Below are 24,411 nucleotides of genomic sequence, written 5' to 3' on the forward strand. Positions count from 1 at the left end.
AGGAGAGTTAATATCCGTGTTTTTTCGAGTATGGGGGAGTCAAACAATGAAATCAACCGGAATTGTACGTAAGGTCGATGAATTGGGCCGTGTAGTCATACCAATTGAATTACGTCGCACATTGGACATCCACGAAAAAGACACAATGGAGATCTATGTAGACAATGATAAAATCGTTCTCAAGAAATACAAACCTAATATGACTTGTCAAATTACTGGAGAAGTTTCCGATGAAAACTTGTCTATTGCAAACGGTAATTTAGTCCTCAGTCCAGCAGGTGCTCAAATTCTGTTGGAAGAAATACAATCACGTTTTAAGTAAGCCATATTCGGTACCAAAATCTTATTTACGTTGGAGAACAAAAGTGCAAGCGTCCGTCTAGAAACGTAGCGAGTGCGCCACTGCTTTCAAGGGTGGTTCGACAATAGTCGGACTTCCTTTTTTCGTTGAGATAAAGGAATCACGGTGAGGTGACGAACCGATGATGAACTTCACCACAAGGATATAGGTGTGACTAATCCTCATAAAGAACATTCTGCAAGTCTTCTGTATCGTAGGGCGATTTCGTGAAGTCACCTTGTTTCTGGATGCTGAAGCTGGACGTAGCGGATTCTGTCTATGATTGATTGGAATACCAAGACCTTTACTTTCTTATCTTGTATAAATAAAGCTGACAACTCTGTTGAATTGTCAGCTTTATTTATGTTTGGATATGATAAGCTTGATAAACTTCTCGTTTAGGAATCCCTCGGTCTACTGCTGTTTGTTTGATCGCTTCTTTACTGCTAAAACCTGACGTATTTATATAATAAGTGACATGTTCATGTAATGACATTGATTCCCACCATGTCGATTCTTGTCGAATTTCAGATTCATCCGACATATTTCGACCTTCCACCATGACAACAAATTCTCCACGCATTTCATTTTTCGTACACCATGAAAAAATTTCTTCTGCCGTTCCGCGAATATATTCTTCAAAACGTTTGGTTAGTTCTCTTCCTAATGCCATTTTTCTATTTCCATATGTCTCTTGTATCACTTCAACAGTGTCCTTAACGCGATATGGAGATTCATAAAATATTATCGTTCCTTCTAATCTTTGTAAATCCTCTAGTATTTGTTTTTTTTCTTTTTTCTTGCGAGGTAGGAATCCATAAAAAGTGAAAGGCTGTGTGGTTAATCCTGAACCAACTAATGCAGATAAAGCTGCGTTTGCTCCTGGAAGAACAATTACTTTTATTTCCTCTGCTATGGCTGCTTGTACAAGCTCGACACCCGGATCGGATATTGCAGGCATCCCAGCATCACTGACTAATGCAACCACTTCCCCACCTTTTATTCTATCCATCAACTGATTCACACGACTTTGATGATTGTGCTCATGATAACTAATTAAAGGTGTCTCTATCTCAAAGTAATGAAGAAGCTTTTTTGTATTGCGCGTATCTTCAGCAGCGATTACCGACGCTTCTTTTAACATGCGAATGGCGCGATATGTTATATCTTCAAGATTTCCAATCGGTGTTGGAACTACATACAAAGCAGCTTCCTCATTCTCAAAGCTCTTTTGTATATTCACGTGTCATCACTCCTGTTCTTGGAATTCGATTAGCTTCAACTTCTTATAGCGGGATAATTGTTTAATACGATATTCTTCTTGCATCGCTTCTGACTTATCGATAAATTGCTTTACATACAATACTTCGAATGGACCTCTTCCTCGAGTATACTTAGCACCTTTGCCCGTTTCATGCATTTGTAGACGATGCTCTAAATTATTCGTATACCCCGTATAAAGAGATTGATCACGACAACGTAATATATATACATAATGTTGCTCATCCATAAATAATTTCCTCCGCCTGTTTGGTATAGGTACCATCCTTTTCATAGATGTAAAGAGGCGGCAATATTTTTATGTCTGCTTTTCCATCTCGAATACCTTCGATCAATAGCATATTTGCCTCTTTCCCTTTCTTCGGATAAACAAACTGTATTCGTTTTGGTTCAATTTTATACTTTCTAAACAGCTCTATAATATCAACTAACCTACCTGGACGATGTACCATTGCTACTTTTCCTCCTGGACGTACATGTAATTTACATGCGCGTACCACATCTTCTAAAGTACAGTGTACTTCATGTCGGGCAATCGTTAAGTATTCATTTAAATTATGTTCTGTTTTGGAAGGGGTTTTAAAATAAGGCGGATTACAAGTAACCACATCGAAACTGCTTTGTCCAAGTTCAGCTTGCATCTCTTTTAAATCTCCATGAATCATATGTAATTGTGCTTGTAGTTGATTTAATTGCACATTCCGTTCAGCCATATGGTAGATACGATCTTGTATCTCTACTCCTGTGATCTCTGCTGTTGTTTTGCGTGATAACAGTAAAGGAATAACACCATTCCCTGTACATAGATCTAATATGGTACCTCTCTTTTTAGGAATCGATGCAAAGTCAGCAAGTAATACAGCATCTAAAGAGAATGCGAATGCTGTTGGACTTTGTATTATTTTCATTTCTTTGTTTGCTAATAAATAATCTGTACGTTCATCATCATAAAGTTCTACCATGTTATCCCTCTTTATACAAACTTGTTCAAATTCATTTACAAATGAAGAAAGGCTATCTCCAAATTAGTTGACTAATCTTTGCAACCGTACCTGCACAGAGAATCAAAAGCTCCTTCATAAGTAGTATAACCTTATTTTTAAGTCACTTCATTAATTTTCCCCGTATATGCAGTAACATTTCGTTGCTACAAAATTAAATCACTAAGCTAGAGACAGCCCATGTAAAATTCTTATTCAGAAAGGACATATCATTCTTACTAAGATAGTATTATTTCGTTTTATCAAAGAAATCTAAACAAAAGATGCAGTCTTCATTTCTGCGTGGGCTCCCAAATTCAAGGTTGCAAATATGAAACCCTTCTTCATATAATCTTGCTAAATTATCATACCCTTCACCTGGAAGTATATGATGTTTATTCTTTGTTTCATCCAATGGTTGTTTTGAATCAGTATCTCCATCTTGTCTGTACTCTTCTAGATGATGGCGCAAATGGTGATTTTCATGTGCTAATCGATGATTTTCTTCCAGTAAATCACTTAACTTCACTTTTAAATCACCCAACTGTTCATAAAGCTCCCCAATTTGCTTTTCCATGTCGGAAACCTGATCAAATATTTCTCTGTTTCCCACGCCCACTCACCTCATCATTCTGTGGCTTGCGCAACTATTCCTTCTTCAATTAATTCATCTAATGTATATTCTACCACGCGATCTTTTTCAGGCAACTCAATTTGAATCATACGTTCTAAGATATTAAGTCCTACTACCTTACCTTGTCCATAAGGAGTTTTCATAGACTTACCAATATCAGGTAATTCTTTTTTCGCGGTCTCATAATCGTCATTCTCATATTTTAGACAACACATTAATCTACCACATAGGCCAGAAATTTTTGCTGGATTCAATGAGAGATTTTGATCTTTCGCCATTTTTATCGATACTGGTTCGAAGTCTCCTAGAAACGTAGAACAACATAACATTCGACCACAAGGACCAATACCACCAAGCATTTTTGCTTCATCACGTACTCCAATTTGTCGCAATTCAATACGTGTTTTAAACATGGAAGCTAAGTCCTTCACTAGATTACGAAAGTCCACACGACCATCAGCAGTAAAGTAAAAGATAATTTTGTTTCTATCAAATGTATATTCTACTTCTACTAAATTCATATCTAGGTCGTGATGTTCGATTTTTTCTGTGCATATATCAAAGGCTTTTTGCGCCTGTTCCTGATTTTCAACGACAGTTCGTTTGTCTTTATCATCTGCTACACGAATAACTTTCTTAAGTGGTAGAACAACATCTTCTTCGTCTACCTGCTTGTTCGTGATCACTACTTTACCAAATTCAATCCCTCGAACCGTTTCAACAATAACGTAACTATCTAACTCTATATTATCTTCGTCTGGGTCGAAGTAATAGATTTTTCCCGCTTTCTTAAATCGTACTCCTATAACTTCTATCATTTTTTCACCTCTGTATTTGAAGTGCTAATTGTTCCATTACTAACGTCGGTTGGACATTTTGCTTTAATTTTCGTTTCGCTGTTAAAATCAGCTGCAACGTAAATAGTAATTGCTCTTTGGAAAAAGACATCATTGCCCTCTCCATTTTTAACTCATCCTGCGGTAACAAGACTGGTGTGGAGTCTTCTTTTATATGTTGATGAAGGATATCTTGAAATCCTAATAATAATAAATCCAATCCCATTTGTTGCTCTGTACGTTCTTTAAAATGAGGGATCCATTGTTGATGGATAAATAAATAAACGTCCTCTGGTTTTTGAACATACATTTCTATTAATTGTACCACTATCTTTCTTGCACCTGCAAACCACTCATCTTGGTGTAATGACAATGCTTCCTTTGTATTATTCGTTAAAGCACTTAAAAGATTCGCTTCAAAGTGATGAACCCCTTCAGCTTGCAATCGTTGATTTAGTACATCAGGAGGTAGCGGCTGTAATTCTATGATTTGGCATCTGGAACGGATAGTTGGTAGAATCGAATGTACATTTTCTGTCATCATAATAGCAGTCGTTTGTTTACTAGGTTCTTCTAAAAATTTGAGCAAACGATTTGCTGCATTTACCGTTAACGTATCTGCATCTTGAATGACATATACTTTTTGATTCGACTCCATCCCTGAATACGTGAATTCCTTTTGCAAATTACGTACCTGTTCGATTTTTATCGATTGTCCATCTGGTTCAATCCAATGTACATCAGGATGATTCCCCGAATCTATCCGTTTACAGTTATTACATGTATGACAAGGGTTTGCTCCTTCACGATGCAAACAGAATAAGTATTTTGCTAACAATAGCGCAATTTCACGCTTACCAGTTCCTCGTTCGCCTTGTAGAAGGTAAGCATGGGATACTCTTCCTTTATTTATACTATTGATGATTGTTCGACTAGCAATCGGCTGAAGGTCTGTAATTTCCTCCCAAGTTATCATCATTCATCCATCCTAATTGATTCCCAATAGGGATCGCTTGTTATTCATTCATGTATATATATTAATCAATAGACCCTTGATCTCACCAATTAGACCTAATATATCTACTGTCTTCTTTTCTTCATCCATTATATCTTCTGCTAATTGAATTAATTTCTCATCTACTGCTTTTACTATCGAAAGATGCCGACTTCCTTGCAGTCCAAAACTATGTGACTTCTCAAGCTTGTAACCTTTTACGACTGCTTTATCTAAAAAACTTTTAACCATTCGCTTAAATTTCACTAATTCTCGGAAAGAACGGTATTGAGCAAGTTTACTTCCTTGCTTGCTAATTTGTTGTACAAGCTGATGAAATTCTTGCTGATTTAATTGCTTTGTTTGGGACTGAACCATTCGTTGAAAAGAAGGATCTTCCACCTTTGAAGACCGATGAAATTTTGTTTCCGTCTTTGTTTGCATCTCATTCGTAATTTTCATGTCTTCAGTCCCCTTTCATCGTAACTCATTAAAATTTATAAAAAGATTCGATTGGTACGATAAATACCGTTGCTCCGCCAACCTCTACTTTTACAGGTCTCGGAATATAAGAGTCAGCATTTCCACCCATTGGTGATATTGGTGCTACCATCTGTTCGCGGTGTGAACAATTATCTTTAATTATTTCTAATGCACGATCAACATCTTCATCATTACAACCAATCATTAACGTCGTATTTCCTTCTTTTAAAAACCCACCTGTGGTTGCTAGTTTTGTTGTCTTATAATTATGTTCTCCTAGCGCATTAACGAGACGGTTTGAATCCTTATCTTGAATCACCGTAATAATTAATTTCATTGTTACCACCCTTTTCGTTTTCATTTAAAAAAGAACTGATTATATCCATGGCATCCTGTTCCACAGCCTCTAATGATTGCCCCGCTTGAACCGTCTTTATCCGCTCCGGAAAACGTGCCTTCACTTTTTGATACCCTTCATAAACAGCTTCATGAAACTGGATATTTTCTAGATCTAATCGATTTCTTTCTCTATTTTTATTCGCCGCAATACGTTCTAATCCCTTTTTTGGTTCAATATCGAAAAAAAGCGTTAAATCTGGACTACAATCTTGAATAACAAACTGATTAATCGCATAAACTTCATCTATTCCTAATCCTCTAGCATATCCTTGATATGCTAAACTGCTATCTACAAAGCGATCACAGAGCACTACTTTTCCTTGTTCCAAAGCAGGAAATACTTTCTCCACTAAATGTTGTCTTCTAGCGGCTGCATATAATAGAGCTTCCGTTCTTTCTTCCATTTCCAGATGTTCTGGATCATGTATAATACTTCGAATCTTCTCCGATATTTTTATTCCTCCGGGTTCTCTTGTTTGAATAACATCAATCCCTTGAGCAATTAATTTTTGGAAGATATGTTGGATAACTGTTGTTTTTCCAGCACCTTCTCCACCTTCAAATGTAATAAACAAACCAGCCATATATGTGTCTCCTTCATGCCTTCCTATATATACGTATTCCTTCTTCCCGTTGCTGAATGGTTACTCCTTGTTGAATCAAAAGCTGAATCTTTGTAATATGCGCCTTCGTAATTCTCTCGCCTTTGAGTATGACTGGAATACCAGGGGGATATGGGATCACTGCTTCTGCTGCAATTTCACCTTCACTTTGAGCAAATGGGACAAGAAGGGATGTCATGTGTTTCATTTCTTGGTACGACAACGCTAGTTCCTCTATAGGATTGGTTAAAAGCCTTGCCCCTTCTATTGTAGCATGTTTCATTGAATTTTTTAATTGTTCCTCTACCAATTGTATTGTTTTTTTCAAATAACCTTGTTGTACAAAAGGCGCAAGACCATGTATGAATAAAAATTGATTTTCTGTCGTTAACTCTGGATAAATCCCATGATTTTCAAGCATCGTTTCTATCTCATTAATTTTATATCCTTGTTTCACGTGAAACGTTAATTTTAACGGATCATCACTAGGTATCCATTCCCAGAAGGATGCTTGAGAGAATATGTTTCTGACTTCTCCTACACTGACTAAGATGTCTTGAATGTTTTTATTCGATAATTGTGCTAAAAAATATCGAGCTGCATCTAGAGAAGCCATTATAGGATAAGATGGACTACTCGACTGTAACATCTGCAAATAATAAGCAAGCTGATGTTTTTCTATACGTGAAGTGCCTATATGTAAATACGCAGCCATTGTCATAGCGGGAGCCATTTTGTGTGCAGATTGTACCACAACATCTGCTCCTAATTGCAATGCCGATACTGGAAATTTTTCTGACGATGAAAAGTGGACACCATGTGCTTCATCAACGAATACAGGAATATGATTGATATGTGCGAATTCAATCATGGACTGAATATCAAAAGTCGTTCCAAAGTAGTCTGGATACGTGAGAATAAGGGCCTTTGCATTCGGAAATCTCAAGATTGCTTGTTTTACTGTGTCGTAGGATGGTGCAGCATATCGTTGTAGATCATCTCTCCACTCTGGAGCTATAAAGATTGGTTTTGCACCTGCAAGTTCTAAACCATTCATTATTGACTTATGGCAATTTCGTTGAACAATTACCTCATCTGCCGGATTACAAGCCGCCATGATCATTGCTAAATTTCCTACTGTAGATCCACCAACTAAAAAAAAGGTGTGATCCGATTTGAAATAATCTGTTGCTAAATATTCTGCATCTGCAATGATTTGACTAGGTGCATGCAAGTCGTCCATCCCAGCTATTTCCGTTACATCTACAGGTAATATAGAACAAAAAAGTCCTCTAGCTGCTTCAGGAAAAATCAATCCATGCTTGTGCCCTGGAACATGGAATGATAACGTTTTTTTTAAACTGAAATTTTTCAAATGATCTACTAATGGCATACAAGATTGATCCAACTTCTTCATCTCCCTTATTTCCTCTATCCTATACAATAAGAAAAACACAAAGCTATGTCAAAAACGGATGAATTACTGTTTTTCACGCACAAAAAAAGCCTTTGTAAACAAAGACTTTTTACTATTCCATCGTTTTAAATTTTGAACTATGAATATAATTTTGGTTGATTCATATTTTTTAATTTACGTAAATAATAATTATATTTTTCTTCTCTAGGTTCTGTATGGATCATGTTATACTCACATTCCGTGCATATGAACATCGTGTACAGGTGAATACCTTCTTTTTTTCTTTCTTCACATATCCCACAACACTCTAGCTCAAAGACGTTTGTATGCTCCATTTCTCCACCTCCGTTAAAAGCTAGTATCTCCTAATCTAACGGAAAGTATACCCAAAATCTTTGAAAGCTTTTACAATACAAAGAGATGAATGGCAGCAAGTGAGCCGATTCCAAACACGCCTAAGAATCCTGATACAAATACGGTAAATAGATTAATCGGAATATGGAGGCCAATTGCTCCTCCAAACACATTAATAAAAAATAAGAACAACATTCCAATTCCTAGTTTAATGGTAGCCTGTCCAATATACTTCATTGGCTTCACAGGCGCTCCAACGAGTAATAGAATAACTATTAATCCAACAATAATGCTTATAAATATGGTCGAACTCATCTCACATCAACCTCTTCTCCATATCTCTTTACTGTAACGTATGAAGAAAAATCGATTGATAGAACTATATTTTCTAAGAAAAGCGCAGAACGCACAATGAAGTTGGCACGCTAAGACTTATTCATCAGCATGTTATCTTTCAACTTCTATATTTTCCATTCATTTTATGAAACTATACACGTAACGCACTTACTTTACGTATACGTGCTTCACGAATAAGAAACATATATTTAGCTTTTGCTAACTTTTCTTCATGCTGACCACTTTGTGTTGGTTCAATACTTTGTCTTACAATGTTCTGAAGTTGTTTCCATTCATGATCTACATGGTACAGAGAATTTAATAATTCTTGATCTACATCTCGTTTTCTAAGTTTTTTCCCCATAACCCTTCACCTAACCCCTACATTCCTGCATTATTAAACGTCTCTTCTACCCTCTAATGCTTTTGATAATGTTACTTCATCGGCATATTCTAAATCTCCACCTACTGGCAGCCCGTGGGCAATCCTCGTCGTTCGAATTCCAGAAGGTTTTACTAATCGTGAAATATACATTGCAGTTGCTTCTCCTTCAATATTAGGATTGGTTGCAAGTATAAGTTCCTCTACTTCCTCATCTTTTAAGCGATTGATTAAGTCAGGAACATTGATATCCTCCGGTCCAATTCCATCCATAGGTGAGATAGCACCATGAAGCACATGGTATTTCCCATGAAATTCTTTCATCTTTTCCATTGCAATCACATCTTTTGGATCTTGAACAACACAAATAATTGAGCCATCCCGACTTGTATCCGTACAGATCGCACATGGATCTTGATCCGTTATATGTCCACATACAGTACAATGAGATAATTCTCGTTTTGCACTAACTAATGCATTAGCAAAATTTAATACGTCATCCTCTTTCATATTCAACACAAAGAAAGCCAAACGAGCGGCTGTTTTTGGGCCGATACCTGGCAACTTGGAGAAGCTATCTATTAATTTAGTGATAGGTTCTGGATAATACATGATGTTTCCTCCTACACAACCACAAAATTATTTTATGGTTGAACTCCTTGGTAAAATACCAATACCTGCTGCAATTAATGCAGAAAGAAAGATTTGTACTTTCTTAACTGCCAAAATAAGGCGTCTCGCATTAGCCAGACGCCTTGTCTTTGTATGCCTTATTATTTAGCTTCTAAAACATTCCTGGCATATTTAAGCCTTTGGTGAATTGGCCCATTGTATCGTTTGTTTTATCATCAATTTGTTTAAGTACATCATTTGTTGCTGCTAGAATAAGATCTTGAAGCATATCGATATCATCTGGATCTACCACTTCTTCTTTAATTTCTACATCGATAATTTCTTTCTTGCCGTTTGCTTTTACAGTTACCATTCCACCACCAGCAGTAGCTTCGAATGTCATTTCATGTAGCTCGTCTTGAGCTTGCATCATTTTCTTTTGCATTTTTTGCATTTGCTTCATCATATTGTTCATATTTCCCTTCATGGAAAATACCTCCTTGTAATAGTTATCTATATAATTTAATCATGTATTTCTAACAGGTCATCACCAAATAGCTTCCTCGCTTCATCTACTACAGGATCTGATTGCTGCTCTTCAGATTCTTCTTTTGATTTATCCTGATTTTGAATATAATCATTACGTACTTCGTTCCACGCTTGTTCTGGAATAGGGATGATAGTACGTTGTTTATCCATTCCCCCAAGTAAAGACTCAGCCATTTCTCGGTGATCTAAAAATAAAGAACAATGGATTTCGTATTTGAATGCAACAATCAATGTATCATCCGAAGCAGCAGCTGGTTTACTATCTTGTATTGTGGCATGCGCTGGTGCATTTGTTGTTTTTAATTTGGTTAAGAAATTAGCCCAGTGCGCGTGTACATTTTTTAATTCACTCTTCTCCGCTCTTCCTAGTGTATCACGAATTCGATCATATGGAATCTTATAACTATTTTTCGATGATCTCGTATTCGGTCTTTTTCGCTCGGTCGATGTTTGTGTACTAGGTGTAACAGATGCAGGTGGATTTTCTTTTAATGTAGTAATATCTTTTTCCAACTGTTGCATCTTGCTTTGTAATTGTAATACCACTTCGGATTCAACAGTAGATGTTGTATGAATGCCCTCTGGAGCAACTTGTTCTTGTCCATAATTAGTGATTGTTAATAATGCAATCTCGATAAATACTTTCGGGCTATTAGACCATTTCATTTCTTGCTGGCATTGATTCAATTCAATAATCGAGCGTTGAATCCATTGGTTGGATACACGTTCTGACAATTGTTTGAATGAATCATCCGCTACAGCTCTTTCTAGCATATCGGATAAAGATGAAGAGCTCTTATACAATAAAAGATCTCGCATAAAATAAATTAAATCTTGTACAAATTTCCCCGGGTCTTTACCAGTTCGAATCATCTCATCCAATGCTACTAATACATTTTGGACATTATTTTCATTCATCGCAGAAACGACTTTATGAAGAACTACTTGCGATACGCCACCTGTAACTGCTAAAACATCTTCTAATGTGACTTGCTCTTCACTGTAAGAAATGGCTTGATCCAATATACTTAAAGCATCTCGCATTCCACCTTCTGCAGCAAGCGCAACAGACTCTAAAGCCTCATCCGTGACTTGAATACTTTCTGCTTGCATAATTGTTTGCATTCGTCCAACAATCGATTGATTGGAGATCGGTTTAAAGTCAAAACGTTGACAGCGAGAAATAATCGTTAAGGGGATTTTATGTGGTTCTGTTGTTGCAAGAATAAACACAACATGCTTCGGTGGTTCTTCTAACGTTTTCAGTAAAGCGTTAAATGCATTTACCGATATCATGTGTACCTCATCAATAATGTACACTTTATACGGCACCGTACTTGGCGCATACTTCACTTTATCACGAATATCACGAATATCATCTACACTTGTATTGGAAGCTGCGTCAATTTCAATTACATCAGATATTGATCCATCTTGGATACCTCGACATGCTACACATTCATTACAAGGCTCCTTCACAGGGGCATGCTCACAATTGATAGTTTGTGCAAATATTTTTGCAGCACTTGTTTTCCCTGTCCCACGTGGACCAGAGAATAAATAAGCATGCGAAAATTTATCCTGTTCAATCGCATTTTGCAATGTTCGAGTAATATGTGTTTGTCCTACTACATCTTCAAATGTTCGTGGCCGCCATACACGGTATAATGCTTGATAACTCATAGTTTACATTCCCCTTATTAATCTAATTTTCATTATACCCGATGAAAGGGTCTTATGTGAACCTTGGAGATTAAGAAAAGAGCAGAACATCCGTATAGCAATGTATGATTTTTTGTTCCTATATAACGAAAAAGCTATATTAGCATCATATTCACTAATATAGCCTATCCCATTCGTTATAGCTTCTTCTGGAAACAATTATTTTTTTCGCGGAAATGCCCGTTCATATTGTTTAGGTGGAACCGCTATCCCAGTAATTTCTTCAATCGCATGTATCGCCCAATAAGGATCCTTTAACATTCCACGTCCAATGGCAATTAAATCTGCATCTTCATTACCAAGCGCTGCTTCTGCAACTTTCGAATTCTCTAATACACCAACAGCAATAATAGGTACATTTAATTCTTGTCTAAATGTACGAGCAAATCGGAGTTGATAGCCTGGATGATTGGCAGGTTTTCTTTTTCCTGGAGGTCCTTCTCCACCACTAGAAATATGGAATACATCCACACCAGCTTCTTGATATCTTTTAGCAATTTCTACAGAATGATTTAAATCATATCCACCATCCATATATTCCATCGCTGAAATACGCATTAAGAGTGGCATATCTTCTGGTATCACTTCTTTTATTGCTTGAATTATTTCCACTCCAAATAAGGATAAATCTTCTCCATATTGGTCATCTCGTTTGTTAATCAATGGGGAATGAAATTGATGAATTAAATATCCATGCGCACCATGAATTTCAATCGTATCAAATCCCGCTTCTACTGCACGCCTAGCAGCATCTTGGAACTGCTTAACAGTTTGTTTTACTTCTTCCGTAGTCAACGCACGAGGTACTTTACTTTCAGGTGTTACTGGGATTGCAGATGGTGCTACAGGTGGCTCTGCATCTTCTGCTTTACGGCCAGCATGTGCGATTTGAATTCCAATCTTCGTATCGTGACGATGCACTTCATCCACAATACGACGATATGCTGGAACATGGTCATCTGACCATAGCCCTAAATCATAATCTGTAATACGACCATCAGGATCGACATCTGTCATCTCTACAATAATTAATCCTGCTCCACCAACAGCTCGTGATACATAGTGAACAAAATGCCAATCATTTGGGATTCCATCCTTTGCATCTACAGAGTATTGACACATTGGAGCCATCACAATTTTATTTTTTAAAGACAATCCTTTTACCTTATATTCGGTATCTAATTGAGCCATATAACCACCTCTTTTAAGGAATGTAATTAAGTTACATCTTACTTAGCCCTTGGTAGTATTGCAATTTATCTGCTTTACCGTGATAATAGTTTTGCTCAAAAAGAGGCTGGGACAAAAGTATTCATGCAAAAGATAAATCCGAATGATTTGCTTTTGAAACCCGCTTCAGAAATATACTTCGCTTATCCTAAGGCGGCTGATGAGCCTCCGGTTGCTCATGCATCGGGATCTCAACTAGGCCTTCCTCCCACAGGACAAGGAAGGATTCGTCAGCATTGCATCGCACGCAGAAAATTGATTTTTATTTTCAAGGAGTCTCCGTTTATTTCTTACGCTTATTCTAGCTTTCAACCGTCTTTTAAACAAAACTTTTTTATGTCCCAACCTCGTTCGGTTAAAAAATTCTAATATTTATTTTGCTTCTAGATCTTCAATGGAGTCAATATCCATGTAATCCGGTACGACAAGTCCAATTTTTGCACCTTCAAGATTTGCTCCCATATCTACAAATTGTCCTTCTATGCTTTCATAAAAGTCTTTATGTGTATATGGCATCCATGCTGCTAATGTTACGTCAGCATCACCATTTGCGATAGCTTCAAATACTACAGCTACATCAACATCGGTGATTTTCACTTCAAATCCTTTAGAGCGAAGTACTTCTGCTACTACATTGGAGGAAGCACGCTCGGAATCCCATGGAGTAGACACTAATTCAACCGTTTCTCCATTTCCATCTTCCACACCTTCTGTCCAAGCTTCTACCTTATCAGGATTATCTTCTACCCATTGTTTCGATACTTCTGCTATATCTTGACCAGTCTCCGATGATTCGTACATGATACTTTCCATGTCTTCTACGCTCCAGTTGAATTGGTCAATTAATTTATATGCATTTGGATTTTCTTCTTCAAATCCTTCTCTTGCTAAGCTACGTATTTCTTCTTTATCTCCGTAAATACCTTGTGGGTCTTCTAAGTACTTAAGATTATCAAATTTAGCAAACATCCAATGTGGATTCCATCCAGTTACAACAATTGGCTCTTCATTTTCAATTGCTTTTTCCAATTCCACAATCATTGCAGCTGTTGAAGATTGCTCTAGTTCCCATCCAGATAACTGATCATACGCTTCCATTGCTGCTTCTGTTGTTACCGTGATTCCTGCCCCAGGCTCAATACCAGTGATTGTATGCTCCACTGCTTCACTATAACTTTCTTCTTCTGCACTATCATTGCTTGTATCATCCGATCCACATGCAGCTAATAGTAACACTAAAATTAAACTACTGATAACTCCTACAATCATATTTCTTTTTTGCTTAAACATTAAAGCACCCCTTTATAAAAATTAAAAAGGCTGATATATTTAATCAGCCTCAAAATGTTATTCATTTAAATTTACTCATAATGTTAAAAAATATTCAAGTAACAAGTATATATATGTATACGTGCACCCACTTTCGATGAAACGACCCTATGCGCTACATAAGTTCATGGCTCAGCCTAGGCTTCCCTGCGGCACACAAGAATAACCACTTACTGCTGCTTCCTTCCGGACCTGACAGGATTCGTGGGTTCCTGTTGCGCAGGACCCGGGCGTCAACACCAATCCCTTAAGTCAGACCATAAAGTCGTCCCACCTCGAGTGGGAATTCGGCCTCGCTATAGCGGATTGCGAGTACAGGGCACCGCTACCTCCCCGCTTAGCACGTATTTTCTATTATAAAGTCAGCATCACAAAAATGCAATGATAAAGTGATACTTCATCCAGTATGGGTTATCGTTCTTTCTTCTCTGACTATTCGAATCACAAGAGCGGGACCTAATGGCACTGGAACAGAATCACACCGAGCAGTTTATCCACCACTTATTCGCTTGGGCTTTGCCTCATCGTCTTAAAATAATGGTATTATTGCCCATTACATGCGGGATAAACCTCCCTAGCTATCTGTTGAAATATCTTTAGACTTCTTTTCTCTTAGTTCTTTGAAAAACTCTTTTAAAATTGTACTACATTGTTGCTCTAAAATACCAGAAGTCACTTCAACTTGATGATTAAACTGAGGTTCATTTAACAAGTTCATTAGCGACCCTGCACAACCTGCTTTCGGATCTGGTGCTCCGTACACCACTCGTTTCATTCTGGATTGAACAATCGCTCCTGCGCACATTGGACACGGTTCTAATGTGACATACAACGTACAATCTTCTAGTCGCCAACTGCCGATTTCATTATTCGCTTCTTGCATGGCTAATAATTCAGCATGTGTAAGGGTAGCTTGCATCGACTCACGGAGATTAAATCCTTTTCCAATAATTTCTCCTTCATGAACAATCACCGCTCCAATCGGGACTTCATTCAGGATCCATGCTCGTCTTGCTTCTCTTATTGCAGCTGCCATAAATAACTCATCTTGGCTCACTGATATTTCCTCTTTCACTGTATCACATCGCTTTATTTAGAGTTTTAATCTAGAGTTGAACGGTAATAATAACATTAGAATATCAAAGGAGGGACATTATGGATTTTTCATCTACAAATACTGCAGTAGTCTTTGTCGATTTAATCAATGATTTTCAATTTGATGGTGGAGATGATTTACTTCACTATACCAAACAAGTCTTACCTAATATCGTTAAACTTCGCTCCTTTGCCAAGGAAAACAATTTACCTATTATCTATGTTAATGATCATTATGGTTTGTGGCAAGCTGATTTTAACAGGATAATTGATTATTGTACCAATGATAAGAGTAGAGAAATAATCGATCAGATAAAACCAGATAAGCATGATTACTTTTTGATCAAACCACAACATTCTGCATTTTTTCAAACTCCACTTCATTCCTTACTTATAGAATTGGAGAGAAATCATGTAATTCTTTCTGGAATAGCAGGTGATATTTGCATTTTATTTAGTGCAAAAGATGCTTATATGTACAAAATCGGTATGTCCATTCCAAAGAACTGTATGGCTTCTGAACAACAAGAAAATAATGACTATGCTCTATATTTAATGGAATCGGTAATGAAAGCAGATATATCTCCAGTTTAGCATAATAAATCTACCCTCCTCATATAGATAGTTAGAGACTCTATGTAAGGAGGTAGTTCCTTTGCAAATTCACGTTGTGCAACAAGGAGATAGTGTATATCAACTTGCTAATACATATGAATCCTCCGTCGCTGATATTATAGAAGCAAATGATTTAACTTCTCCTGATGCACTTGCTATTGGGCAAGCACTTGTTATTCCAATTGTTGGCCAGTTTTATTTTGTTCAACCTGGTGACACATTAACTTCCATTGCGAATCAATTTGGTTTTACGGTTCAAGAAATCGCACGGATAAATGGATTGTCTATAGATCAGACATTGTCACCTGGTATGCGGATTTATATACCGCCTATCGAAAAACGACCAATCACTTCCTATGCTTATGTAGAACCAATCGGAGATACTGTATCCCAATCTCTAGAAACCGCAGCAGAAAATAGATCTCCATATTTAACCTACCTTGCGCTATTTAGCTACCAAGTGAACCGAGACGGTACATTAAAGGCACCTCCCGCTGGTAATTTATTTCAAACAGCAGATGCAAATAACACAGCAATGGCCATGGTTGTAACCAATTTGGAAGAGGGCGCGTTCAGCGATGAACTCGGTCATATTATCCTTACAGTAAGCGCTGTACAAAATACATTGCTAACAGAAATTATCAATACGGCACTTCAACAAGGATTTAGAGATGTGCATTTTGACTTAGAATTTCTGCCAGGAGATGATCGCGAAGCTTATAATCAATTCCTTCGTACTGCAAAAGAACGTTTATCGCAGGAAGGTTTACTCGTCTCCACTGCTCTTGCTCCCAAAACAAGCGGTACTCAAACAGGACAATGGTATGAAGCGCATGATTATGCCGCACATGGAGAAATAGTAGATTTTGTTGTTCTAATGACGTATGAATGGGGATACAGCTACGGTCCTCCAATGGCAGTTTCACCATTAAATTCGGTACGTGATGTAATCGAATATGCTGTTTCCGTTATCCCTCCTGAAAAAATCTTAATGGGACAAAATTTATATGGGTATGATTGGACACTTCCTTTTGTAGAGGGTGGTGGACCGGCTCAAGCAGTCAGTCCACAACAAGCAATACAAATTGCTATCGAAAATAATGCTGCTATACAATTTGATCCTGTAGCTCAAGCACCTTTTTTCACATACACAGACAGTTCTGGTGCTAATCATGAAGTTTGGTTTGAGGATGCTCGTTCGATTCAAGGTAAATTCGATTTGATTCGTGAATTCAACTTGCTTGGGATTGCTTATTGGAAACTTGGGTTAGCCTTCCCGCAAAATTGGTTACTATTAAACGATCAATTTACCATTACCAAACTAGAATAAAAGATATAAAAAAAGCCGCAAGGAGTTTTGCGGCTTTCCTATACAATGATTATTTATCCTTCGAGAACTTTTAATGATTCTCGATTAAATGCAGGGATATCATCTGGTTGACGACTAGTTACCAATTGATTTTGGCAAACAACTACTTCCTCATCCTTCACTTTTGCACCTGCATTTTCCATATCTACAAGAATAGATTTATAGCCAGTTGCTCCTCTTCCTTCTAGAGTTTTAGCAGTAATTAATAGCTGTGGTCCGTGACAAATCGCCAATACCGGTTTCTTCTCGTCCATAAAATGCTTCGCAAATGTTACGAATCGGTCATCTCCACGAAGAATATCAGGAGAAAAACCACCAGGTATGAATAATGCATCAAAGTTTTCTGGATTTACATCATCGATACTTTCATCGATGGTTACGGTTGTATCATTAGATTTCCCTTTTACGGTTTTCCCTTTTTCTTTTTCAATTGTAATAACTTCATGTCCTGCCTCTTTAAAGGATTGGACAGGGTCTGTATATTCCACATCTTCGAACATATCTGTTATTACAGTTGCTATACGTTTTTTCATTATTTATCCACTCCTTTAAAATGACTTACATAATAGTTGATACCCAACTCATATTTTTATTAAACATCATTAACTTTTTTAATACCATATCGCTTAATTGCATAGTAAAGGCTGGGATATTATGTCCCAGCCTTTACTAATACCTATTATTAATCTTCTAAAGTAGATGTATCTCCTGTTGGCAAGCCAAGTTCCCAAGATTTTAGAAGTCTACGCATAATTTTTCCACTTCTCGTTTTCGGTATACTATCTTTCACTTCAATTTCTCTTGGAGCTGCATGAGCACTTAAGCCTGTTTTGACAAATTGACGAATATCCTCTAATAATTCTTCACTATCTTCATACCCCGTATTTAAGGTAATAAATGCTTTAATTATTTCTCCACGTTCTGGATGCGGCTTACCGATAACTCCAGCTTCAGAAACGGCAGGGTGTTCAATTAATTTACTTTCTACTTCAAATGGGCCTACTCTTTCTCCTGATGTATTGATAACATCATCCAGACGACCTTGGAACCAGAAATACCCATCTTCATCACGGTAAGCACTATCACCAGACACATACCAGCCATTTACAAAATAACTATCGTATTTACTTTTATTTTTCCATACTTCCCGCATCATTGAAGGCCAACCTTCTTTAATAGCAAGGTTACCCATTTGATTTGGAGGAATTTCATTACCTTCATTATCAACAATGGAAGCTTCTACGCCAGGGATTGGTTTTCCCATAGATCCTGGGCGAATTTCAAGGGATGGAATGTTTACAATTAATTGTGCACCTGTTTCTGTCATCCACCATGTATCATGAATTCGGAGATCAAAAGCTTTTAGACCCCATGTAATTACTTCCGGATTCAATGGTTCGCCGACACTAAGGATATGTCGTACAGAAGAAAGATCATATTTTTTCACCGTGTCCTCGCCGTGACTTACCAACATTCGTAGTGCAGTTGGTGCCGTATACCAGACTGAAACCTTATAATCTTGTAATGTTTGATACCAATCTTCTGGTGTAAATCGACCACCGCGAATAACGTTGGTTACTCCGTGGAGCCATGGAGCAAAGATTCCATAACTTGTACCAGTTACCCAACCCGGATCTGCTGTACACCAGTAAATATCATCTTCTTTTAAATCGAGCACCCATTCAGCTGTAGCATAATGCTGAATCATGGCATTATGCACATGAAGAATCCCTTTTGGTTTACCTGTTGAACCAGATGTGTAATGTAATAACATTCCATCCTCTAAATCAACCCAGACAATATCAAATTCTTCCGAAGCTATTTTCATCTCTTCATCATAATGAATAAATTTATCATCTGCTTCTGAACTATCACCCACAAGTACAATTTTTTCTAAATGCGGGAGTTTATCTTGTGGTACACGATATAATAACTCTGGTGTTGTAATTAATACTCGAGCTTCACTATCTTCCAATCGATCTCCTACTGCCTGTTCCATAAACGCTTCAAATAATGGACCAGCGATGGCTCCAATCTTTAGAATTCCAAAGAATGCTTCATAGAATTCTGGACTTCTCGGCATAAATAAAAAGACACGGTCGCCTTTTTCGATGTCATATTTCTTTAGTACATTTGCAAATTGATTACTCTTTAGTCGAAGTTGTTCAAAAGTTACTTTCTCTTCACGGTCAGGAGCAGAGTATAATAATGCTGCTTGATCTTTTTTCTCTGAATCAGCTGCAAACTTATCTACGGCTTCATAAGCCATATTCACCTTTCCTGTTTCATACCAAGAGAAGTTTTTCTTGACCTCTTCCCATGAAAAATCCTTTCTAAAAGCTTCATAATTCTTTAAATTATGGTTACCTTCACGTGCAGGTACTACTTGCATATCCATTTAATCACCTCACTATTATTTTGCAAACGATTACAATTCTAATTACACAAAATTATTTAAACATTTAAGTAACTGTTTTCTATTTTAGAACATTTTGTGAATTTTTTAAAGTCCCTTGTCCGCATTTTGCAAAAAAATAGGAAGAAAGCCATTCTAAAAGCGAATGGTTTGCTCCCTACCAATTTGTTTTACTATTTCGCGTTAGCTGCTTCTTTACGTTTTTCTCTCTCAGAAAGTACGTATGCAATTGTTGCATCACCAGTAATGTTAAGAGATGTACGTAGCATATCTAAAATACGATCAATACCAATGATTAATGCAATACCTTCGGCCGGTAAACCAACTTGATTTAATACCATTGCTAACATGATTAATCCTACACCTGGTACTCCTGCTGTTCCAACACTTGCTAATGTTGCAACTAATACAACCATTAATAATTCTTGAAAACCTAATGGTATACCATATACTTGCGAGATAAAGACAGTCGCAACGGCTTGCATGATGGCAGTACCATCCATATTAATCGTTGCACCTAGAGGTTGAACAAAACTACTGATCTCTTTCTTCACCCCTAGATTTTCCTGTGCGGTCTTCATGGAAAGTGGTAATGTTGCATTGGAACTTGATGTACTAAATGCAACGGACATCGCTGGGAAAAATCCTTTATAAAAAGTAAATGGATTCTGTCTTCCTAAGAACCAAATAACTAAACCATATACTAATAGACCATGAACGATTAATCCAAGTATAACTGTTAACATATAGCTAAGCATAGACCCTACTGCGTCTAGACCAGCACCACCAATGGCAGAAGCAATTAAAGCAAAAGCGCCATAAGGAGCAAATTTCATTACTACCATAACTAACCAATTTAATATCTCATTTGCTTGTTCAAATAGATTATAAATTCCCTGTGTTTTCTCTCCTAGGTAAGCTAAAGCGACACCGATAAATATTGCAAAAGCAATTATTTGCAACATCTCGCCCGATGACATTGCTGCAATTGGGTTTTCTGGGATGATGTTGATTAATGTATCCATTATTGGAGGAGCTTCACTTGGCTCATAGTTCGCATTTTCCGTATCGAACATTCCTGCTTCTCCTGGTTGTATGAGATACCCCAACCCTAAACCAATTACAATTGCAATAGCAGTGGTACATAAGAAAAATCCAACTGTAGTTACACCAATTTTCCCTAGTTTAGCTGGTTCACCTAATCCAGCTGTTCCTAGAGTAATCGACACAAATACAAGCGGTACAACAAGCATCATAATTAGATTTAAGAATATTTGACCAATTGGATTTAGAAAATATTTATCTACAGGTCCAAAAAATGAATCAGGTGTAAAAGTTAAAATACCTCCAACAACAGCACCTGCAATGAGCGCAATTAGTATCTTTTTAGTTAAACTCATGGTGTAATTCCATCCTTTCTTTTCTGAAAATTCTTACTTATATGTGTGATATCCTCTCTATACATTAGTTATTCAGCTTGGGCATTGGGATAATAAACCATATGATGTTAATTTGTGGAAGGAGTTATTTGAATTGGTGTCTTACTTATGAATAGGTGAGAAAATAAATTACATCCTGTGCCCGGCAGGGTTTACAATCCCTGCTACACACGGTTTTTATAACCGGTAAACAATATTCTATCATAAAACAATATATTTTGGACAGACTAATCTTTTCCTACGGTTCTAAAACACCTCCTCCATATTCTCCATTCACCTCATTAAAAATTCCGACAAGGTCCTTTAATACTAAGATTTACATACCTTATTTTATCTATTACTATTCATTCATCTGTACAAGTATGTTAAGTTTTATTTACAATAAACGTCTACATCAAGATTATTATTTAGATGTAACCAGTTATTTATAAGGCATAGATACACTTTGTAAAGAAATTTACAATCTTTCAAGTCGACAGTATCCCTCTAATAAACTACTTTTTTAGACTGATTTTCATGTTACATTGAATGTATGTCTATAAAAGGAGAACATAAATGGAATCATCTTGGATTACAGATATAATGGAGAAATTTGGATATTTCGGTATATCTTTTCTTATATTTATTGAAAATATATTTCCCCCTATCCCCTCAGAAATTATTTTAACCTTTGGTGGATTCATGACAACTTACTCTTCTCTTTCAATACTTGGAGTTACTGTCGCCTCAACTATTGGTTCGGTACTCGGAGCAATAGTTCTTTATGGAATTGGCAGACTTGTAGACATAAAAAAATTAGAGCGTATCATTTCCAAATGGGGACATATTCTAAGACTACAAATGGATGACATTCAAAGAGCCGACTTGTGGTTCTCCAAATATGGAAGTTGGGCAGTATTTTTCTGCCGTTTTGTGCCACTTATAAGGAGCCTGATTTCATTACCAGCCGGCATGACACATATGAATTTCGGATTGTTTTTACTTCTAACTACACTTGGTAGTGCTATTTGGAATATTGTGCTCGTGTATATCGGAGCAATATTAGGCGAATCCTGGCAATCTATATTAACTTTTCTCGATATCTACTCCAATATAGTTTACGTTTTAATAATTTTAATGATTATTGTAATTATCATTTGGTTTATACGTAAAAGAATAATGAAAAACAATTAACATCAGGTAATAAAAACATCAGGAGGTGAATTCTTGTACAAGCAGTTCTGCTCGTACAAGAAAATTATTGGACATATCAATTATCATTAATCTATTCGGGGTTGCTGTTTTAATCGCATTAACTGCATTCTTTGTAATGTCAGAGTTTGCGATTGTAAAAATAAGAAGTACACAATTACAGCCACTTATTGATGAAGGAAAAAAGTCTGCTATTTATGCAAAAAAAGTCACATCGAATTTGGATGAATACTTATCTGCCTGTCAGTTAGGAATTACAATAACTGCATTAGGTATCGGTAGATTGGCTGAACCTACATTTGAAAGAATGTTGCATCCAATCATCGGTGAACTAAACATTAGTGAAGGTCTTGTAACAACAATTTCTATTGTTATATCCTTTACAATTGCTACATTTCTACACGTGGTAATTGGGGAATTAGCTCCAAAAACACTTGCGATCCAAAAAGCTGAAAAAGTAACTTTAGCGATATCCAGACCTCTCATATGGTTCTATCGTTTACTATTCCCATTTATTTGGTTACTCAATGGTTCTGCTCGACTTTTGACCAAAGCAGCAGGATTAAAATCTATGAGTGAAGGTAGTGAAACACATACCGAAGAAGAACTTCGACTTATTCTTACTGATAGCTATAAAAGCGGAGAAATTAATCAATCGGAGTTACATTATGTAAACAATATATTTGAATTTGATGAACGAGTTGCAAAAGAAATTATGGTTCCTCGTACAGAGATGACTTATTTCTCTGTAGATAATTCTCTTGAACAAAATTTAAGTATTATCCGAGAAGGACAATTCACACGTTATCCCGTTGCAGAAGATAATAAAGATAATATTATAGGGCTAATCAATTTAAAAGAAGTATTTACAGATCAATTAGATGGAAACGAACCATCTTCAATTAAACGCTATATTCGCCCAATTCTTCATGTATCTGAATCTACTCCAATTAATAAAATACTATTAAAAATGCAGAAAGAACGAATTCATATGGCAATAGTTAACGATGAATTTGGAGGAACTTCTGGTTTGATCACAGTAGAAGATATTCTATCAGAAATAGTTGGAGAAATTCATGATGAGTTTGATCAAGATGAAATAGCAGAAATAGATGAAGTTAATCATCACACTTTTCTTGTAACTGGAAAAGTAACTTTAAAAGACATTGAGCGAAGATTAGGTATCGTGATTGAAAGTGAAGATATTGATACAATTGGTGGTTGGTTTTTTGCTCATAATTTAGGCGCAGAACTTGGAACAGTAATGAATTATCATGATCATGAAATAATTCTTGTAGAAAAAGACGGTCAACGAATCAAGCGACTCAAAATAATTAAACCTAAAAACTAAGTTATAAGTTTAAAAAGACTTCTAAAAAATTATAAGGAAGTCTTTTTAATTTTTTTACTGCCAATCAAACAAATTAAAATAGGAGTTTCAACCTATATAAAGTGGGAAAACACTAAAAGTAAACGTATTTCAAGGAGCGATATTATGAAATTGAACTCCACTGAAATAACATTGCTACTTAGAGACTTGTTTTACCTTATAAAGTTAAAATCATCGTTAAATTATCTAACTGTTGAGCAGATTACACAACTTAACGATCAAATTGCTGAACTAAAAACAGCTCTCAAGCATTCAAAGTAGCAATTGTTGCATGAAATGTACTCCTTACATTTCGGCTTATAAATCCAATCTATAACTATAATAATCGGTTGTAGATTGGATTTTAAGCTTTTTTATCCCTTGTAATTCATTACACCTAAATCTTTATAAGAAAGCACCCGATAATATTTGTTTTT

28 protein-coding genes and 1 other RNA gene are annotated in these 24,411 nt (G+C 36.5%); 6 read left to right on the plus strand and 23 right to left on the minus strand.

Features of this window, described 5'->3' with window-relative positions; genetic code table 11:
- Window positions 1-46 precede the first annotated feature (46 nt).
- Complete coding sequence (gene abrB / locus ABC346_RS03725; RefSeq protein ID WP_017798806.1) at window positions 47-322, plus strand: transition state genes transcriptional regulator AbrB; 276 nt, start codon at window positions 47-49, stop codon at window positions 320-322.
- Window positions 323-701: 379 nt separating this feature from the next.
- On the opposite strand, the gene rsmI is transcribed toward abrB, so the two are convergent.
- From rsmI to ABC346_RS03810, 17 genes are all read right to left on the minus strand, one after another.
- A complete protein-coding gene (gene rsmI / locus ABC346_RS03730) occupies window positions 702-1,583 on the minus strand; it encodes a 16S rRNA (cytidine(1402)-2'-O)-methyltransferase (RefSeq protein WP_413233588.1) in 882 nt (293 codons plus the stop codon).
- Between the two features lie 6 nt (window positions 1,584-1,589).
- Window positions 1,590-1,850: a GIY-YIG nuclease family protein gene (locus ABC346_RS03735; RefSeq protein ID WP_413233589.1), complete on the minus strand. Its 261-nt coding sequence runs from the start codon at window positions 1,848-1,850 to the stop codon at window positions 1,590-1,592.
- Window positions 1,843-2,583 carry a tRNA1(Val) (adenine(37)-N6)-methyltransferase gene (locus ABC346_RS03740; RefSeq protein ID WP_413233590.1) on the minus strand — a complete coding sequence of 247 codons (741 nt, stop codon included), beginning with the start codon at window positions 2,581-2,583 and terminating at the stop codon, window positions 1,843-1,845. The genes ABC346_RS03735 and ABC346_RS03740 overlap by 8 nt, the downstream gene beginning before the upstream one ends.
- A gap of 268 nt (window positions 2,584-2,851) precedes the next feature.
- Window positions 2,852-3,214, minus strand: a complete 363-nt coding sequence (gene yabA, locus ABC346_RS03745) for a DNA replication initiation control protein YabA (RefSeq protein ID WP_413233591.1) — start codon at window positions 3,212-3,214, stop codon at window positions 2,852-2,854.
- A gap of 14 nt (window positions 3,215-3,228) precedes the next feature.
- Window positions 3,229-4,053 carry a PSP1 domain-containing protein gene (locus tag ABC346_RS03750; RefSeq protein WP_413233592.1) on the minus strand — a complete coding sequence of 275 codons (825 nt, stop codon included), beginning with the start codon at window positions 4,051-4,053 and terminating at the stop codon, window positions 3,229-3,231.
- 4 nt (window positions 4,054-4,057) lie between these two features.
- On the minus strand, window positions 4,058-5,047 hold the full coding sequence (gene holB / locus ABC346_RS03755) for a DNA polymerase III subunit delta' (RefSeq protein ID WP_413236504.1): 990 nt from the start codon (window positions 5,045-5,047) through the stop codon (window positions 4,058-4,060).
- Between the two features lie 48 nt (window positions 5,048-5,095).
- Window positions 5,096-5,527: a YaaR family protein gene (locus tag ABC346_RS03760; RefSeq protein WP_413233593.1), complete on the minus strand. Its 432-nt coding sequence runs from the start codon at window positions 5,525-5,527 to the stop codon at window positions 5,096-5,098.
- Between the two features lie 28 nt (window positions 5,528-5,555).
- Window positions 5,556-5,885, minus strand: a complete 330-nt coding sequence (locus tag ABC346_RS03765; RefSeq protein WP_413233594.1) for a cyclic-di-AMP receptor — start codon at window positions 5,883-5,885, stop codon at window positions 5,556-5,558.
- Complete coding sequence (gene tmk / locus ABC346_RS03770; RefSeq protein ID WP_413233595.1) at window positions 5,854-6,531, minus strand: dTMP kinase; 678 nt, start codon at window positions 6,529-6,531, stop codon at window positions 5,854-5,856. Before tmk ends, ABC346_RS03765 begins: the two co-directional genes overlap by 32 nt.
- Before the next feature lie 13 nt (window positions 6,532-6,544).
- The gene (locus tag ABC346_RS03775; protein ID WP_413233596.1) at window positions 6,545-7,966 is read right to left on the minus strand and encodes an aminotransferase class I/II-fold pyridoxal phosphate-dependent enzyme; all 1,422 of its coding nucleotides are present in this window, start codon (window positions 7,964-7,966) and stop codon (window positions 6,545-6,547) included.
- Window positions 7,967-8,103: 137 nt separating this feature from the next.
- On the minus strand, window positions 8,104-8,301 hold the full coding sequence (locus tag ABC346_RS03780) for a sigma factor G inhibitor Gin (RefSeq protein ID WP_017798795.1): 198 nt from the start codon (window positions 8,299-8,301) through the stop codon (window positions 8,104-8,106).
- A gap of 70 nt (window positions 8,302-8,371) precedes the next feature.
- Window positions 8,372-8,635: a pro-sigmaK processing inhibitor BofA family protein gene (locus ABC346_RS03785; protein WP_413233597.1), complete on the minus strand. Its 264-nt coding sequence runs from the start codon at window positions 8,633-8,635 to the stop codon at window positions 8,372-8,374.
- Between the two features lie 172 nt (window positions 8,636-8,807).
- A complete protein-coding gene (locus tag ABC346_RS03790) occupies window positions 8,808-9,020 on the minus strand; it encodes a YaaL family protein (RefSeq protein ID WP_413233598.1) in 213 nt (70 codons plus the stop codon).
- Window positions 9,021-9,053: 33 nt separating this feature from the next.
- Window positions 9,054-9,650, minus strand: coding sequence for a recombination mediator RecR (gene recR, locus ABC346_RS03795; protein WP_017798792.1), 597 nt, complete (start codon window positions 9,648-9,650; stop codon window positions 9,054-9,056).
- Window positions 9,651-9,822: 172 nt separating this feature from the next.
- The gene (locus ABC346_RS03800; RefSeq protein ID WP_413233599.1) at window positions 9,823-10,137 is read right to left on the minus strand and encodes a YbaB/EbfC family nucleoid-associated protein; all 315 of its coding nucleotides are present in this window, start codon (window positions 10,135-10,137) and stop codon (window positions 9,823-9,825) included.
- 35 nt (window positions 10,138-10,172) lie between these two features.
- On the minus strand, window positions 10,173-11,882 hold the full coding sequence (dnaX, locus tag ABC346_RS03805; RefSeq protein ID WP_413233600.1) for a DNA polymerase III subunit gamma/tau: 1,710 nt from the start codon (window positions 11,880-11,882) through the stop codon (window positions 10,173-10,175).
- A 198-nt stretch (window positions 11,883-12,080) separates the two neighbouring features.
- Entirely contained in the window at window positions 12,081-13,112 is a 1,032-nt protein-coding gene (locus ABC346_RS03810) for an NADH:flavin oxidoreductase/NADH oxidase (RefSeq protein ID WP_413233601.1), read from the minus strand.
- A gap of 123 nt (window positions 13,113-13,235) precedes the next feature.
- On the opposite strand from ABC346_RS03810, the gene ABC346_RS03815 reads away from it, so the two are divergent.
- Entirely contained in the window at window positions 13,236-13,520 is a 285-nt protein-coding gene (locus tag ABC346_RS03815; protein WP_413233602.1) for a hypothetical protein, read from the plus strand.
- Between the two features lie 3 nt (window positions 13,521-13,523).
- Here ABC346_RS03815 and ABC346_RS03820 read toward each other — a convergent pair whose 3' ends face one another.
- From ABC346_RS03820 to tadA, 3 genes are all read right to left on the minus strand, one after another.
- On the minus strand, window positions 13,524-14,441 hold the full coding sequence (locus ABC346_RS03820; protein ID WP_413233603.1) for a glycine betaine ABC transporter substrate-binding protein: 918 nt from the start codon (window positions 14,439-14,441) through the stop codon (window positions 13,524-13,526).
- A gap of 119 nt (window positions 14,442-14,560) precedes the next feature.
- Window positions 14,561-14,826: signal recognition particle sRNA large type (ffs, locus tag ABC346_RS03825), an RNA gene on the minus strand.
- 228 nt (window positions 14,827-15,054) lie between these two features.
- Entirely contained in the window at window positions 15,055-15,555 is a 501-nt protein-coding gene (gene tadA, locus ABC346_RS03830; protein WP_413233604.1) for a tRNA adenosine(34) deaminase TadA, read from the minus strand.
- An 80-nt stretch (window positions 15,556-15,635) separates the two neighbouring features.
- On the opposite strand from tadA, the gene ABC346_RS03835 reads away from it, so the two are divergent.
- Both ABC346_RS03835 and ABC346_RS03840 read left to right on the plus strand, forming a co-directional pair.
- Window positions 15,636-16,169: a cysteine hydrolase family protein gene (locus tag ABC346_RS03835; protein WP_413233605.1), complete on the plus strand. Its 534-nt coding sequence runs from the start codon at window positions 15,636-15,638 to the stop codon at window positions 16,167-16,169.
- A gap of 61 nt (window positions 16,170-16,230) precedes the next feature.
- Window positions 16,231-17,520 carry a LysM peptidoglycan-binding domain-containing protein gene (locus ABC346_RS03840; protein WP_413233606.1) on the plus strand — a complete coding sequence of 430 codons (1,290 nt, stop codon included), beginning with the start codon at window positions 16,231-16,233 and terminating at the stop codon, window positions 17,518-17,520.
- A 53-nt stretch (window positions 17,521-17,573) separates the two neighbouring features.
- Here the strand turns inward: ABC346_RS03840 and ABC346_RS03845 are convergent, their stop codons facing one another.
- The 3 genes from ABC346_RS03845 to ABC346_RS03855 form a co-directional block, all read right to left on the minus strand.
- A complete protein-coding gene (locus ABC346_RS03845; RefSeq protein ID WP_413233607.1) occupies window positions 17,574-18,092 on the minus strand; it encodes a type 1 glutamine amidotransferase domain-containing protein in 519 nt (172 codons plus the stop codon).
- Between the two features lie 149 nt (window positions 18,093-18,241).
- Window positions 18,242-19,957, minus strand: coding sequence for an acetate--CoA ligase (gene acsA, locus ABC346_RS03850; RefSeq protein WP_413233608.1), 1,716 nt, complete (start codon window positions 19,955-19,957; stop codon window positions 18,242-18,244).
- A gap of 191 nt (window positions 19,958-20,148) precedes the next feature.
- A complete protein-coding gene (locus tag ABC346_RS03855; protein WP_413233609.1) occupies window positions 20,149-21,375 on the minus strand; it encodes a dicarboxylate/amino acid:cation symporter in 1,227 nt (408 codons plus the stop codon).
- 594 nt (window positions 21,376-21,969) lie between these two features.
- On the opposite strand from ABC346_RS03855, the gene ABC346_RS03860 reads away from it, so the two are divergent.
- Window positions 21,970-22,587, plus strand: a complete 618-nt coding sequence (locus tag ABC346_RS03860) for a DedA family protein (protein ID WP_413233610.1) — start codon at window positions 21,970-21,972, stop codon at window positions 22,585-22,587.
- A gap of 67 nt (window positions 22,588-22,654) precedes the next feature.
- The gene (locus ABC346_RS03865; protein ID WP_413233611.1) at window positions 22,655-23,956 is read left to right on the plus strand and encodes a hemolysin family protein; all 1,302 of its coding nucleotides are present in this window, start codon (window positions 22,655-22,657) and stop codon (window positions 23,954-23,956) included.
- The last annotated feature ends 455 nt before the right edge of the window (window positions 23,957-24,411 follow it).

The sequence above is a fragment of the Oceanobacillus phoenicis genome (assembly GCF_047238145.1).
GTDB lineage: Bacteria > Bacillota > Bacilli > Bacillales > Amphibacillaceae > Oceanobacillus.

Excerpts from the sequence above, each read along its gene's own strand:
- ABC346_RS03845 (WP_413233607.1), bottom strand. The coding sequence starts at position 18,092 with ATGAAAAAACGTATAGCAACTGTAATAACAGATATGTTCGAAGATGTG.
- ABC346_RS03855 (WP_413233609.1), bottom strand. The coding sequence starts at position 21,375 with ATGAGTTTAACTAAAAAGATACTAATTGCGCTCATTGCAGGTGCTGTT.
- ABC346_RS03760 (WP_413233593.1), bottom strand. The coding sequence starts at position 5,527 with ATGAAAATTACGAATGAGATGCAAACAAAGACGGAAACAAAATTTCAT.
- ABC346_RS03835 (WP_413233605.1), top strand. The coding sequence starts at position 15,636 with ATGGATTTTTCATCTACAAATACTGCAGTAGTCTTTGTCGATTTAATC.
- ABC346_RS03750 (WP_413233592.1), bottom strand. The coding sequence starts at position 4,053 with ATGATAGAAGTTATAGGAGTACGATTTAAGAAAGCGGGAAAAATCTAT.
- ABC346_RS03765 (WP_413233594.1), bottom strand. The coding sequence starts at position 5,885 with ATGAAATTAATTATTACGGTGATTCAAGATAAGGATTCAAACCGTCTC.
- ABC346_RS03815 (WP_413233602.1), top strand. The coding sequence starts at position 13,236 with ATGCAAAAGATAAATCCGAATGATTTGCTTTTGAAACCCGCTTCAGAA.
- ABC346_RS03780 (WP_017798795.1), bottom strand. The coding sequence starts at position 8,301 with ATGGAGCATACAAACGTCTTTGAGCTAGAGTGTTGTGGGATATGTGAA.
- ABC346_RS03775 (WP_413233596.1), bottom strand. The coding sequence starts at position 7,966 with ATGAAGAAGTTGGATCAATCTTGTATGCCATTAGTAGATCATTTGAAA.
- ABC346_RS03820 (WP_413233603.1), bottom strand. The coding sequence starts at position 14,441 with ATGTTTAAGCAAAAAAGAAATATGATTGTAGGAGTTATCAGTAGTTTA.
- ABC346_RS03790 (WP_413233598.1), bottom strand. The coding sequence starts at position 9,020 with ATGGGGAAAAAACTTAGAAAACGAGATGTAGATCAAGAATTATTAAAT.
- holB (WP_413236504.1), bottom strand. The coding sequence starts at position 5,047 with ATGATAACTTGGGAGGAAATTACAGACCTTCAGCCGATTGCTAGTCGA.
- ABC346_RS03810 (WP_413233601.1), bottom strand. The coding sequence starts at position 13,112 with ATGGCTCAATTAGATACCGAATATAAGGTAAAAGGATTGTCTTTAAAA.
- dnaX (WP_413233600.1), bottom strand. The coding sequence starts at position 11,882 with ATGAGTTATCAAGCATTATACCGTGTATGGCGGCCACGAACATTTGAA.
- ABC346_RS03800 (WP_413233599.1), bottom strand. The coding sequence starts at position 10,137 with ATGAAGGGAAATATGAACAATATGATGAAGCAAATGCAAAAAATGCAA.
- ABC346_RS03735 (WP_413233589.1), bottom strand. The coding sequence starts at position 1,850 with ATGGATGAGCAACATTATGTATATATATTACGTTGTCGTGATCAATCT.
- ABC346_RS03785 (WP_413233597.1), bottom strand. The coding sequence starts at position 8,635 with ATGAGTTCGACCATATTTATAAGCATTATTGTTGGATTAATAGTTATT.
- abrB (WP_017798806.1), top strand. The coding sequence starts at position 47 with ATGAAATCAACCGGAATTGTACGTAAGGTCGATGAATTGGGCCGTGTA.
- recR (WP_017798792.1), bottom strand. The coding sequence starts at position 9,650 with ATGTATTATCCAGAACCTATCACTAAATTAATAGATAGCTTCTCCAAG.
- acsA (WP_413233608.1), bottom strand. The coding sequence starts at position 19,957 with ATGGATATGCAAGTAGTACCTGCACGTGAAGGTAACCATAATTTAAAG.
- ABC346_RS03860 (WP_413233610.1), top strand. The coding sequence starts at position 21,970 with ATGGAATCATCTTGGATTACAGATATAATGGAGAAATTTGGATATTTC.
- tmk (WP_413233595.1), bottom strand. The coding sequence starts at position 6,531 with ATGGCTGGTTTGTTTATTACATTTGAAGGTGGAGAAGGTGCTGGAAAA.
- ABC346_RS03740 (WP_413233590.1), bottom strand. The coding sequence starts at position 2,583 with ATGGTAGAACTTTATGATGATGAACGTACAGATTATTTATTAGCAAAC.